We start from the raw sequence: 12,786 nt of genomic DNA on the forward strand, positions 1-12,786 counted from the left end.
GGGGGACATAACATGCCGATTCAAGTTCTGATGCCGGCGCTGTCGCCGACCATGACCGAGGGCAAGCTGGCCAAGTGGCTGAAGGCCGAGGGCGATTCCGTCAAGTCCGGCGACATCCTGGCCGAGATCGAGACCGACAAGGCCACCATGGAGATGGAGGCCGTCGAGGACGGCGTCCTGGGCAAGATCCTGGTGGCCGGCGGCACCGAGGGCGTGGCGGTCAACACCCCCATCGCCGTGATCCTGGAAGAGGGCGAGGATGCCTCGGCCCTGTCCGCCGCTCCGGCTGCCGCCGCTCCGGCGCCTGCCGCTGCCGCTGCGCCCGCTCCGGTCGCCGTTCCCCTGTCCGCCGCTCCGGCGCCCGAGGAAAAGGTCTACGCCTCCTATAAACGCCAGACGGTGCGCGAAGCCCTGCGCGACGCCATGGCCGAGGAGATGCGGGCCGATGGCAACGTCTTCCTGCTGGGCGAGGAAGTGGCCCAGTACCAGGGCGCCTACAAGGTAAGCCAGGGGCTCTTGGAGGAATTCGGCGCCGAGCGCGTCATCGACACCCCCATCACCGAGATGGGCTTCGCCGGCCTGGCCTGTGGTGCCGGCTATGCGGGGTTGAAGCCCATCGTCGAGTTCATGACCATGAACTTCTCCATGCAGGCCATCGACCACGTCATCAATTCGGCGGCCAAGACGCTGTACATGTCGGGCGGCCAGCAGCCGTGCTCCATCGTGTTCCGCGGCCCCAACGGCGCCGCAAGCCGCGTCGGCGCCCAGCACAGCCAGGATTACGCCTCGTGGTACGCCCATTGCCCCGGCCTGAAGGTGCTGGCGCCGTGGAGCGCCGCCGACGCCAAGGGCTTGCTCAAGGCCGCCATCCGCGATCCCAATCCGGTGGTGTTCCTGGAAAACGAGCTGCTCTACGGCCAGAGCTTCGACGTGCCCGATGATCCCGATTTCGTCCTGCCCATCGGCAAGGCCAAGATCGAGCGGGCCGGCGCCCATGTGACCATCACCGCCTATTCCCGCATGGTGCAGATCGCGCTCGACGCCGCCGAGATCCTCAAGGCCGAGGGCATCGAGGCCGAGGTGATCAACCTGCGCTCCATCCGTCCCCTGGACACGGCCACCATCGTCGCCTCGGTCCAGAAGACCAACCGCATCGTCTCGGTGGAAGAGGGCTGGCCGGTGGCCGGTATCGGCTCCGAGATCGCCGCGCTGATGATGGAGCACGCCTTCGACTGGCTGGATGCGCCGGTGGTGCGCGTGGCCGGGGCCGACGTGCCCATGCCCTACGCCGCCAATCTGGAAAAGCTGGCCCTGCCGCAGGCCGAGCAGGTGGCCGCCGCCGCCCGTTCCGTCTGCTACCGGTCCTAAGAGGGGGGAAGCACCATGCCTGTTCAAATCCTGATGCCCGCCCTCTCGCCGACCATGACCGAGGGCAACCTGGCCAAGTGGCTGAAGGCCGAGGGTGACGCCGTCAAGTCCGGCGACATCCTGTGCGAGATCGAGACCGACAAGGCGACCATGGAATTCGAAGCCGTGGACGAAGGCATCCTGGGCAAGATTCTGGTGGCCGGCGGCACCTCGGGCGTGGCGGTCAACACCCCCATCGCCGTGCTGCTGGAAGAGGGCGAGGATGCCTCGGCCATTTCCGCCGCTCCGGCCCCCAAGGCCGCTGCCGCTCCGGCCGTAGCCGCCGCTGCTCCGGTCGCGGCTGCTCCGGTTGCCGCGCCGGCCGCCGCCCATGGCGGCGACCGCGTCTTCGCCTCGCCCCTGGCCAAGCGCATCGCCAGGAACGGCAATGTGGATCTTGCGGCGATCAAGGGCTCCGGTCCCCATGGCCGCATCGTCAAGGCCGACGTGGAGGCCGCCATCGCCGGCGGTGGTGCCAAGGCCGCCGCTGCTCCGGCTGCCGCTGCCGCTCCGGCTCCGGCCCCCAAGACCGCCCCGGCTTCGGCCGCCGCCAGCCCGTTCGAGCCGGCCTTCGAGGAGATTCCCAACTCCTCCATGCGCAAGATCATCGCCCGGCGCCTGACCGAGGCCAAGAGCACCATTCCGCACTTCTATCTCAGCATCGATTGCGAGCTGGATGCCCTGCTGAAGGTGCGCGCCGACCTCAACGGCCGGTCCGATGCTTACAAGCTGTCGGTCAACGACTTCGTGGTGCGCGCCGTGGCGCTGGCCCTGAAGAAGGTGCCCGCCGCCAATGCGTCCTGGGGCGAGGAGGCCATCAAGCGCTATACCGACATCGACATCTCGGTGGCGGTGGCGACGCCGTCCGGCCTCATCACCCCCATCGTGCATCATGCCGATCACAAGGGGCTGGCCGAGATCTCCAACGAGATGAAGGCGTTGGCAGGCAAGGCAAGGGACAACAAGCTGAAGCCTGAGGAGTTCCAGGGCGGCGGCTTCACCATCTCCAATCTCGGCATGTTCGGGATCAAGGAGTTCGCCGCCATCATCAACCCGCCCCAGGGCTGCATCCTGGCGGTGGGCGCGGGCGAGCAGCGCCCGGTGGTGAAGAACGGCGCCCTGGCCGTGGCCACGGTGATGACCTGCACCCTGTCCGTCGATCACCGCGTGGTGGACGGCGCGGTGGGGGCCGAGTTCCTGGCCGCCTTCAAGAAGCTGATCGAAGACCCGCTGTCCATGCTGCTGTAGGGGAGGGCGCGCCATGAGCCGCGAGGCCGTGCTCGCCGCCTTCGCCAGCCTGAAGGCCGATTTCCGCGATGAGCGTTTTCCGTTCATCGCGGGACGGCTGGCCGGCGAATCCCTGGCATGGGGCGAGAAACTTCTGACCCTGTTCGCCCATGGCGACCGTGCCGCCCTCGACGCGGTGGACATGCTGTCCCGCTTCTGGGTGGTGCGCTATCGCGGCATGCCCGAACCCGCCGATTTGAGCGGGGCGGGGCCGGGACCGGCCTTCGTCCTGGGCTTCACCGCCTTTCCCTATCTCGACGTCATGATGGACGCCTGGGAACTGGGCGATCTGGTGGCGGAGCAGGGGCCGGACCGCCTGACCTTCCGTTGCCTGTTCGACGGCGAGGACCAGGGCACCCTGGTTGCCGCCGAGCGGGCGGGCGGCGGCTGGCGCTTCGACCTGATGGGGCTCTACCGCGACAAGGCCAAGGCGCTGGAGACCTTCATCACGCTGGAATTCGGTGATTTCGACGCCTTTCTCGACCATTACGTGGCCGAGCACGATCTGAGTTTCGACCTGGACCAGGCCTGGCGGCCTTTGACCGGGCAATAAGAAACCGGGAGGGAGTGAGATGGGTTTAAGAGTAAGGGAGATGCCCCGCCAGCCGGGCATGCCGGTGACGCCGTTTCCCGCCGGAAGCGTCGCCGAGCGGTCGGCCCTGGCCGGTCTGGTGGCGATGATCGAGAACAACCCCGCCTTCTGCAATCGCGGCGTCCTGCCGGAAGAGCAGGAGCGCTGCTACCGCGCCGTGGTCGATGCCAAGCGCCTGATCGGCGAGACCGCCGAACTGCTGCCGCCGGGCACGCCGGCCGACGACCTGCTGGCCGCCATGCGCGCCGCCTGCCGCAAATATATCCTGGAGGCCGAGTCCTGGGACCGGCGCACCGGGCGGCGCTACCAGATGCCGACCTTCGTCTTCTACCAGTTGCTGGGCGCCTTCCGCGAATTGCTGGGGGTGCATGTCTGGCGGCTGGCCGAGGCCTACGACATGGAAATCGAAGGCCGCCTGAACATGATTTTCCCCGGCTCGCCGGAATAGACTGGAGAGAAAGATGGCCGAGAACAGCTTCGACATCATCGTCATCGGCGGCGGCCCCGGCGGCTATGTGGCCGCCATCCGCGCCGCACAGTTGGGGCTAAACACCGCGCTGGTGGAGCGCGAGCACCTGGGCGGCATCTGCCTCAACTGGGGCTGCATTCCCACCAAGGCCCTGCTGCGCTCGGCCGAGGTCTACCGCAACATGCAGCATGCCGATGCCTACGGCCTGTCCGCTCCCGGCGCCTCCTTCGACCTGGCCAAGATCGTGGCGCGCTCGCGCGGCGTCTCGGCCCAGTTGCAGGGCGGCGTCAAGCATCTCTTGAAGAAGAACAAGGTCACCGTCATCGAAGGTACCGCCAAGCTCGCGGGTGGCGGCAAGGTGGCCATCGAGGGCAAGCCCACCATTTCGGCGCCCCACATCATCCTGGCCACCGGTGCGCGGGCCCGCGTTCTTCCCGGTTTCGAGCCCGATGGCAAGTTCATCTGGACCTACAAGGAAGCCCTGGTCCCCGATACCATGCCGAAGCGTCTGCTGGTCATCGGCTCGGGTGCCATCGGCATCGAGTTCGCCAGCTTCTTCAACGCCCTGGGGGCCCAGGTCACCGTGGCCGAGGCCATGGACCGCGTGCTGCCGGTGGAGGACGCCGAGATCAGCGCCATGGCGCAGAAGTCCTTCGAGAAGCAGGGCATGAAGATCCTGGTGGGCGCCAACATCAAGGGCCTCAAGAAGGGGGCCTCCGACGTCACCGTCACCATCGAGGCGGGCGGCAAGACCCACGAGCTGACCGTGGACCGGGTCATCACCGCCATCGGCATCGTCGGCAACGTCGAGAACATCGGCCTGGAGGCTACCCGGATCAAGGTGGAGCGCACCCACGTCATCACCGACGAGTATTGCCGCACCGGCGAACCCGGCATCTACGCCATCGGCGACATCGCCGGCGCGCCCTGGCTGGCGCACAAGGCCAGCCACGAGGCCATGATCTGCGTGGAAAAGATCAAGGGTCTTCCCGACGTCCATCCGCTGGACATGCGCAAGATCCCCGGCTGCACCTATTGCCATCCCCAGGTGGCGTCGGTGGGGCTTTCCGAGGCCAAGGCCAAGGAGAAGGGGTATCAGGTCAAGGTCGGCCGCTTCCCCTTCATGGCCAACGGCAAGGCCATTGCCTTGGGCGAGACCGAGGGCATGATCAAGACGGTGTTCGACGCACGTACCGGCGAATTGCTGGGCGCCCACATGATCGGCGCCGAGGTCACCGAGATGATCCAGGGTTACGTGGTCGCCAAGACCCTGGAAACCACCGAGGCCGAGCTGATGCACACCGTCTTCGCCCATCCGACCCTGTCCGAGATGATGCACGAATCGGTCCTGGACGCCTACGGAAGGGCGGTCCACTTCTAGTCTTGAAGCATTCAAGAGCGGCCGGGCGGGGGAATGCCTTTGCCCGGCCGTTTGTTTTTCTTGACCTTCCATCGAGCCTGGACGAAATCTACGCCATGAACGACACGCAGCCCCTGCGCCATCCCGAAAAAGCCCGCAAGCCGGACCAGATCAGTCCGCGCAAGCCCGACTGGATCCGGGTCAAGGCCCCGACCTCGGAAGAGGCGGCCGAGGTGCGCCGCCTGATGCGGGAAAAGAACCTGCACACGGTGTGCGAGGAAGCGGCGTGTCCCAATATCGGCGAGTGTTGGAAGCACAAGCACGCCACCTTCATGATTCTCGGCGACACCTGCACCCGGGCCTGCGCCTTCTGCAACGTCAAGACCGGCAACCCCAAGGGCGCCGTCGATCTGGCCGAGCCCGAGCATCTGGCCGATTCGGTCAAGGCCATGGGGTTGAAGCATGTGGTGATCACCTCGGTGGACCGCGACGATCTGGCCGATGGCGGCGCCTTCCAGTTCGTCGCCTGCATCGAGCGCATCCGCGCCACCTCGCCCCAATGCACCATCGAGGTGCTGACGCCTGATTTCCGCGGCAAGGGCGACGGGGTCGAGCGCATCGCCACGGCGCGCCCCGACGTGTTCAATCACAATCTGGAAACCGTGCCGCGCCTTTATCCCGGCATCCGGCCGGGTGCGCGCTATTTCGACTCGCTGCGCGTGCTGCAGCGGGCCAAGGAGGCCGATGGGGCCATCTTCACCAAGTCGGGCATCATGGTCGGCCTGGGCGAGGAAAAGGACGAAGTGCTGCAGGTCATGGACGACATGCGCTCGGCCGGGGTGGACTTCATCACCATCGGCCAGTATCTGCAGCCGACCTTGAAGCATGCCGCCGTCGAGCGCTTCGTCACCCCCGACGAATTCGCCGAATACCGCGACATCGCGCGGGCCAAGGGCTTCCTCATGGTGGCGGCGACGCCGCTCACCCGTTCCAGCCATCACGCCGACCGCGACTTCGAGGCGCTGAAGGCCGAACGTCTGCGCCGCCAGGGGTAAGATGCCGACCCACGCCGAGCAGCGCATCCTGCCCTATACCCCGGAGCAGTTGTTCGATCTGGTGGCCGACGTGGCGCGCTACCCTGAATTCCTGCCCTGGTGCGTGGCGTCCCGCATCCGTTCGCGCGATGGCGACGTGTTCTTCGCCGACCTGGTGATCGGCTTCAAGATGGTGCGCGAGCGCTTCACCTCCAAGGTGACCCTGTCGCGCCCCAACCGTGTGGACGTCACCTATACCGAAGGTCCGTTCAAGCATCTGAACAATCACTGGATCTTCAAGCCCCACCCCCAGGGAACCGAGATCGACTTCTACGTGGATTTCGAGTTCCGCTCCAGGCTGCTCCAGACCATGATCGGCGCCCTGTTCAACGAGGCGGTCAAGCTGATGGTCGGCGCCTTCGAAAAGCGCGCCAGGCAGCTGTACGGCTGATCACCATCCCCAACAACGGAAAAAGCCCCCGGCGGAGGATCATCGCCGGAGGCTTTTGCCCAGAGGTAGTGCCCCAAAAGTCACCCTCGGGCCCGTCTGCAGTCCCGTTCGTTCGTTCGAGGAGGGGACGGACTGGAATTCGTGACGGGACCAATGTAGGGGCGGCGGCATATCTTCGTCTGTGAAGACTCTCACACAAGCGCTGTCATTCCGAGGCAAAGCCGAGGAATCTCGGTCTGACAGAACGCTTCAGAATTGGAAAAGCCGGGTCAGGATGAGATCCCTCCGCCCAGGGCGTCGGGATGACAGGCGGTGCGCGCTCAATCGAGAGAGGTCAGCCCCTCCAGGGCGGCGACCTTGTTCAGCGTGATCTGGCCGCGGCCCAGCGTCACGATACCCGCCTGTTCCCACTTGGACAGCACCTTGTTGACGCTTTCCCGGCTGATGCCCAGATGGTCGGCGATTTCCTGCTGCGACAGCTTGATGGTGGACGGGCCACCGGCCTTGGGCTTGGTCCCCAGGGTCTGGTCGAGCATCAAAAGATGCTTGGCCAGACGGGAGGGGAGCGACAGGAACACCATGTCTTCCAGCTGGTTGTCGGCCTTGCGGATGCGCTCGCACAGCACCTCGATCAGGTGCAGGGCCTGGACGGGATGGTTGTGCAGGAAGGCGTGGACGTCCTTGCGCTCCAGGGCGATCAGCTCGGTGGCCTCCATGGCGGTGGCGTCGGCCGAGCGCTCCTTGCCGTCCAGAACGGCGATCTCACCGAACAACTGGCCGGGCTTGATCAGGCCGTAGGTCACCTCGCGCCCATCGGCGGACAGCACGCCGATACGGATCATGCCCTTGGCCACCAGATAGAGCCGGTCGCCGGGATCGCCCTTGGAAAACAGGGTTTCGCGGGCATCGACCTTGACCATCTTGGCCTTGGCCGCCAGCTCGTCGAGCAGGTCGGTCTGGACGGACGCGAACAAAGGCGTGTTCGCCAGCATCTCGCGGCGACGCAGTACGGTTTCCGGCATGCTCGGCCTATCTCCCCACCTTAGCCAGTAATGCCGCGCCTCTTCAGCCAAGGCGCCAGCACGCCGATCATACCGCTACGGAACAACAACACGCAAACAACGAAGATGACGCCCTGGATGATGATGACCCACGAGCCCACCCCGGCGAAGAAATCCTGGATGGCCACCACCAGGAAGGCACCCACCGTCGGCCCCAGCACGGTGCCGACCCCGCCCAGCAGGGTCATCAGCACCACCTCGCCCGACATGTGCCAGTTGACGTCGGCCAGCGAGGCAAGCTGGAACACCAGACTCTTCAGGGAACCGGCCAGGCCGGCGAAGGCGGCGGACAGCACGAAGGCGATCAGCTTGTAGCGGCTGACCTCGTAGCCGAGCGAGATGGCGCGGGGCTCGTTGTCACGGATGGCCTTCAGCACCTGTCCGAACGGCGAATTCACCACCCGGTGGAGGAACAGCAGCGAGAGCACGAACACCGCCAGCACGAAGTAGTACATGGTCATGGTGTTGGACAGGTCGATCAGCCCGAACAGATGGCCCCTGGGCACGCCCTGGATGCCGTCCTCGCCGTGGGTCATGGGGGCCTGCACCGCCACGAAGAAGCCCAACTGGGCCAGGGCCAGGGTGATCATGGAGAAGTAGATGCCCTGGCGGCGGATGGCCAGCCAGCCGACCACGGCCCCCAGCACGGTGGCCAACGCCACGCCCAGCAGGATGGCGATCTCTGGCGTCAGGCCCCATTCCTTGGCGGCATGGGCGGTGAGATAGGCCGACCAGCCGAAGAACATGGCGTGGCCGAAGGACAACAGCCCCACATAGCCCAGCAGCAGGTTGAAGGCGGCGGCGAACAGGCCGAAGCACAGCCCCTTCATCAGGAACACCGGATAGACGGTGAAGGGCAGGACCAGGGCCACGGCCAGCAGGGCCAGGACGAAGGGGATCTGTCGCGAGGCAATCTTGGTCACGGTCATGGCCTCAGGCTCCCTTGCCGAACAGGCCGGCCGGTTTGATCAGCAGCACCACCACCATCACCATGAAGATCACGGTGCTGGCGGCTTCGGGGTAGAACACCTTGGTCAGGCCCTCCACCAGCCCCAGCATGTAGCCGGTAACGATGGAGCCCATGATGGACCCCATGCCGCCGATCACCACCACGGCGAACACCACGATGATCAGGTCCGAGCCCATCTTGGGGCTGACCTGATAGATGGGGGCGGCCAGCACGCCGGCGATGGCGGCCAGGGCCACGCCGAAGCCGTAGGTGAGCGTGATCATCAGCGGCACGTTGATGCCGAAGGCCTGGACCAGGGTGGGATTCTCGGTGCCGGCGCGCAAGTAAGCGCCCAGCTTGGTCTTCTCGATGGCGTACCAGGTGCCCAGGCAGAGGATCAGCGAGGCCACCACCACCCAGCCGCGATAGATGGGCAGGAACATGAAGCCCAGGTTCCAGCCGCCGGCCAATTCCTTGGGGACCGCGTAGGGCTGGCCCGACACGCCGTATCCTTCGCGGAACAGGCCTTCGATGATCAGCGCCAGGCCGAAGGTGAGCAGCAGGCCGTAGAGGTGGTCCAGCTTATAGAGCCGGCACAGCATGGTGCGCTCGATGACGATGCCGACCACCGCCACCACCAAAGGTGCGACGATCAGGGCGGGCCAATAGCCCATCCCCAGGAAGTTCAGCGCCGCCCAGGCGACGAAGGCCCCCATCATGTAAAGGGCGCCGTGACTGAAATTGATGATGTTGAGAAGCCCGAAGATCAGCGCCAGCCCCAGGCTGAGCATGGCGTAGAACGCGCCGTTGATGAGACCCAGCAGCAATTGCCCGAACAGGGCCTGGGTCGGTATGCCGAGGATGGTCATCATGGGCTTGGGGCTCCCCCTTCTATACTTCCCGAACAATCCAATCCGTCATCCTGAGGCGAAGCCGAAGGACCTTTCAGGCGATGGCGATTGCCGTCTCGGTCTGAAAGATCCTTCCTCCCTTCGGTCGTCAGGATGACAGGTTGGTTGCGGGCACTCTTACTTCTTCACCAGCGGACAGGTACTCTCGGACAGCGGCTGGTAGGCCTCGTCGCCCGGAATGGTGCGGACGATCTTGTAGTAGTCCCAGGGCCCCTTGGACTCGGAGGGCTTCTTCACCTGGGCCAGATACATGTCGTGGACCATGCGGCCGTCGGCGCGGATCTTGCCGTTCTTGGCGAAGAAGTCCTGAATGGGCAGCTTGCGCATCTCGTCGGCCACCTTGATGCCCTCGTCGGACTTGGCGGCCGCCGCGGCCTTCAGGTAGTGCAGCACCTGGGAATAGGTGCCGGCATGGACCATGGACGGCATCTTGCCGCCGCCCATCTTCTCGGACCAGCGCTTGGACCAGGCGCGGGTGCCTTCATCCATGTCCCAGTAGAAGCCGGTGGTCAGCATCATGCCCTGGGCGTTTTCCAGGCCCAGGGAATGCACGTCGGTGATGAACACCAGCAGACCGGCCAGGGACTGGCCCGCCTGGGTGATGCCGAATTCCTTGGCCTGCTTGATGGCGTTGATGGTGTCGGCGCCGGCATTGGCCAGGCCGATGATCTGGGCGCCCGACGCCTGGGCCTGCAGCAGGAAGGACGAGAAGTCGGAATTGGGGAAGGGGTGCTTCACCGCGCCCTTGACCGTGCCGCCATTGGCCTTGACCACGCGTTCGGTCTGGGCCTGCAGGTTGTGGCCGAAGGCGTAGTCGGCGGTGAGGAAGAACCAGGTCTTGCCGCCGTTCTTCACCACCGCGTCGCCGGTGCCCACCGCCATGGCGTAGGTGTCGTAGGTCCAGTGGAAGCCGGTGGGCGAGCACTTGTCGTTGGTAAGAGGCGTCGAGGCGGCGCCCGAGATCAGATCGACCTTGCCCTTTTCCTTGGAGACTTCGCGCACCGCGATGGCCGCCGCCGTGGTCACCAGCTCGGCGATGACGTCCACCTGCTCGGTGTCATACCACTTGCGCGCGATGCCCGACGCGATGTCGGCCTTGTTCTGGTGGTCGGCGGAGATCAGCTCGATGGGCTGGCCGTTCAACTTGCCGCCGAAATCGTCGATGGCCATCTGGGCGGCCACGATGGTGCCCTTGCCGGCCAGGTCGGAATAGGTGCCCGACAGGTCGGTCAGCACGCCGATCTTGACCTTGCCGTCGCTGTACTGGGCCTGGGCGGCGCCGGCCGACAGGGCCAGCGCGGCGGCGCCGAGAAGCAGCTTCTTCATCACCATGGTAAAGTCCTCCCGTTGATTTGGTTCGTCTTCAAACGCCGAGATAGCTCTTCAGCTTGTCCATGTTGGCCGCCAGGGATTCGTTGGGGATCATGTCGATCACCTGCCCGTGCTCGACCACGTAATGGCGGTCGGCGACGGTGGCGGCGAAGTGGAAGTTCTGTTCCACCAGAAGGATGGTGAATCCTTTCTCCCTCAAGGTGCGGATGATGTCGCCGATGTGCTGGACGATGACCGGGGCCAGGCCCTCGGTGGGTTCGTCCAGCAACAGCATGTCGGCTCCGGTGCGCAGGATTCGGGCGATGGCCAGCATCTGCTGCTCGCCGCCCGACAGCTTGGTGCCCTGGCTGGAGGCGCGCTCGAGCAGACGGGGGAACAGGGCGTAGACCTCGTCGAGCGACAGGCCGCCCGGCTTGATCACCGGGGGCAGCACCATGTTTTCCCTGACCGACAGCGACGAGAAGATGCCGCGCTCTTCCGGGCAATAGGCCAGCCCCAGCCGCGCGATGCGGTTGGACGAGAGGCCGACGGTTTCGGTCCCCATGTATTTCACCGAACCCGAGCGCTTGCCCACGATGCCCATGATGGAGCGCATGGTGGTGGTCTTGCCGACGCCGTTGCGGCCCAAGAGGGTCACCACCTCGCCCTTGGGCACGTCGAAGCTCATGCCGTGCAGCACGTGGGACTCGCCGTAATGGGCGTGCAGGTCGCGGACCGAGAGGAGGATTTCGGGATCAGCCATGGCCTGCCGCTCCGTGGCCCGAGCCCATGTAGGCTTCCACCACCTCGGGGTTGTCGGTGATCTCGGCGTAGCTGCCCTCGGCCAGCACCCGGCCCAGCTTCAGCACCGTGATGGTGTCCGAAAGGTCGGCGACCACGTTGAGGTTGTGCTCGACCATCAGGATGGTGCGGTTGGCCGCCACCCGGCGGATCAGTTCGGCGGTGCGCCGGACGTCCTCGGTGCCCATGCCGGCCATGGGCTCGTCCAGCAGCAGCATTTCCGGGTCGAGCGCCAGGGTGGTGGCGATCTCCAAGGCCCGCTTGCGGCCGTAGGACAGCTCGCCGGCCGGAATATCGCGGTATTCGGCGACGCCCACCGCCTCGATCAGTTCCTCGGCCCGGGCGTTCAGCTCGTTCAGGCACTCGCCCGAGCGCCAGAACTGGAACGACTTCCCCTGCTTGCGCTGCAGCGCGACGCGCACGTTCTCCAGCACCGTCAGATGGCCGAACACCGCCGAGATCTGGAACGAGCGCACCATGCCCTGGCGGGCGATGGCGGCCGGCTGGGTATGGGTGATGTCGGTGCCGTTGAACAGGATCTGGCCCCGCGTGGGGGTCAGGAACTTGGTCACCAGATTGAAGCAGGTGGTCTTGCCGGCGCCGTTGGGGCCGATCAGCGCGTGGATGGTATGGCGGCGGACCTTGAGATTGACGTCGGATACCGCGACGAAACCCTTGAACTCCTTGGTCAAGGAGCGGGTCTCGACGATCAAGTCGTCACCCATGCGGACACCTCCCTGCGGCGACCTGAATCCGGCGGGCTGGCGCGGGGGTTTTTCCCGTCTTCACGCTCGCCTGAATATTATTCATCAAATAAGGCCATCAAAATCGCACCCTGTCAAAGCATGGAATTGTCATGTGACGCCGATCGGGTGAACACCCTATTCCAAGGGCTGGCGGGCAATTGCCGCGAGGTGAAGTCTATGATCGCCTCGACAAAGAATGAGGGAATTGAGCCGCCATTTTACAAGGGGCGGGGTTGGGCCTCGTTGTGGTTGTCCAAGTCTATGGCGGAGTCCCGCGAAAACCGGCCGTGATCAGTGACCGCATTTCCGCTGCGGGACCGAGGGCGGCGGGCAGGGTGCAACCTACTCTTGGCGAACCGGGCGGAATGCCGTATGAAGTCCAACTTGGCCGATCGCCGCTGGTGATC

General features: G+C 65.3%; 13 protein-coding genes. 7 read left to right on the forward strand and 6 right to left on the reverse strand.

Annotation, left to right across the window (positions count from 1 at the left end; translation table 11 throughout):
- The first annotated feature begins 12 nt into the window (after positions 1-12).
- From WV31_RS06765 to WV31_RS06795, 7 genes are all read left to right on the forward strand, one after another.
- On the forward strand, positions 13-1,368 hold the full coding sequence (locus WV31_RS06765; RefSeq protein WP_085372843.1) for a pyruvate dehydrogenase complex E1 component subunit beta: 1,356 nt from the start codon (positions 13-15) through the stop codon (positions 1,366-1,368).
- A gap of 15 nt (positions 1,369-1,383) precedes the next feature.
- Entirely contained in the window at positions 1,384-2,655 is a 1,272-nt protein-coding gene (locus WV31_RS06770) for a pyruvate dehydrogenase complex dihydrolipoamide acetyltransferase (RefSeq protein WP_085372844.1), read from the forward strand.
- Positions 2,656-2,668: 13 nt separating this feature from the next.
- Complete coding sequence (locus WV31_RS06775) at positions 2,669-3,247, forward strand: hypothetical protein (RefSeq protein ID WP_085372845.1); 579 nt, start codon at positions 2,669-2,671, stop codon at positions 3,245-3,247.
- A 40-nt stretch (positions 3,248-3,287) separates the two neighbouring features.
- Entirely contained in the window at positions 3,288-3,734 is a 447-nt protein-coding gene (locus WV31_RS06780) for a hypothetical protein (RefSeq protein ID WP_237051526.1), read from the forward strand.
- Positions 3,735-3,747: 13 nt separating this feature from the next.
- Positions 3,748-5,136, forward strand: coding sequence for a dihydrolipoyl dehydrogenase (lpdA, locus tag WV31_RS06785; protein WP_085372847.1), 1,389 nt, complete (start codon positions 3,748-3,750; stop codon positions 5,134-5,136).
- A 95-nt stretch (positions 5,137-5,231) separates the two neighbouring features.
- The gene (lipA, locus tag WV31_RS06790) at positions 5,232-6,170 is read left to right on the forward strand and encodes a lipoyl synthase (RefSeq protein WP_085372848.1); all 939 of its coding nucleotides are present in this window, start codon (positions 5,232-5,234) and stop codon (positions 6,168-6,170) included.
- A 1-nt stretch (position 6,171) separates the two neighbouring features.
- Positions 6,172-6,600, forward strand: a complete 429-nt coding sequence (locus tag WV31_RS06795) for a type II toxin-antitoxin system RatA family toxin (protein ID WP_085372849.1) — start codon at positions 6,172-6,174, stop codon at positions 6,598-6,600.
- A 320-nt stretch (positions 6,601-6,920) separates the two neighbouring features.
- Here WV31_RS06795 and WV31_RS06800 read toward each other — a convergent pair whose 3' ends face one another.
- From WV31_RS06800 to WV31_RS06825, 6 genes are all read right to left on the reverse strand, one after another.
- Positions 6,921-7,622 carry a Crp/Fnr family transcriptional regulator gene (locus WV31_RS06800; protein ID WP_237051527.1) on the reverse strand — a complete coding sequence of 234 codons (702 nt, stop codon included), beginning with the start codon at positions 7,620-7,622 and terminating at the stop codon, positions 6,921-6,923.
- A 20-nt stretch (positions 7,623-7,642) separates the two neighbouring features.
- Positions 7,643-8,590, reverse strand: a complete 948-nt coding sequence (locus tag WV31_RS06805; RefSeq protein WP_085372850.1) for a branched-chain amino acid ABC transporter permease — start codon at positions 8,588-8,590, stop codon at positions 7,643-7,645.
- A 4-nt stretch (positions 8,591-8,594) separates the two neighbouring features.
- Positions 8,595-9,482 carry a branched-chain amino acid ABC transporter permease gene (locus WV31_RS06810; RefSeq protein ID WP_085372851.1) on the reverse strand — a complete coding sequence of 296 codons (888 nt, stop codon included), beginning with the start codon at positions 9,480-9,482 and terminating at the stop codon, positions 8,595-8,597.
- 156 nt (positions 9,483-9,638) lie between these two features.
- On the reverse strand, positions 9,639-10,853 hold the full coding sequence (locus tag WV31_RS06815; RefSeq protein WP_085372852.1) for an ABC transporter substrate-binding protein: 1,215 nt from the start codon (positions 10,851-10,853) through the stop codon (positions 9,639-9,641).
- Positions 10,854-10,884: 31 nt separating this feature from the next.
- Positions 10,885-11,595, reverse strand: a complete 711-nt coding sequence (locus WV31_RS06820; RefSeq protein WP_085372853.1) for an ABC transporter ATP-binding protein — start codon at positions 11,593-11,595, stop codon at positions 10,885-10,887.
- On the reverse strand, positions 11,588-12,358 hold the full coding sequence (locus tag WV31_RS06825; RefSeq protein WP_085372854.1) for an ABC transporter ATP-binding protein: 771 nt from the start codon (positions 12,356-12,358) through the stop codon (positions 11,588-11,590). The genes WV31_RS06820 and WV31_RS06825 overlap by 8 nt, the downstream gene beginning before the upstream one ends.
- Positions 12,359-12,786 lie beyond the last annotated feature (428 nt).

This window comes from Magnetospirillum sp. ME-1 (assembly GCF_002105535.1).
GTDB lineage: Bacteria > Pseudomonadota > Alphaproteobacteria > Rhodospirillales > Magnetospirillaceae > Phaeospirillum.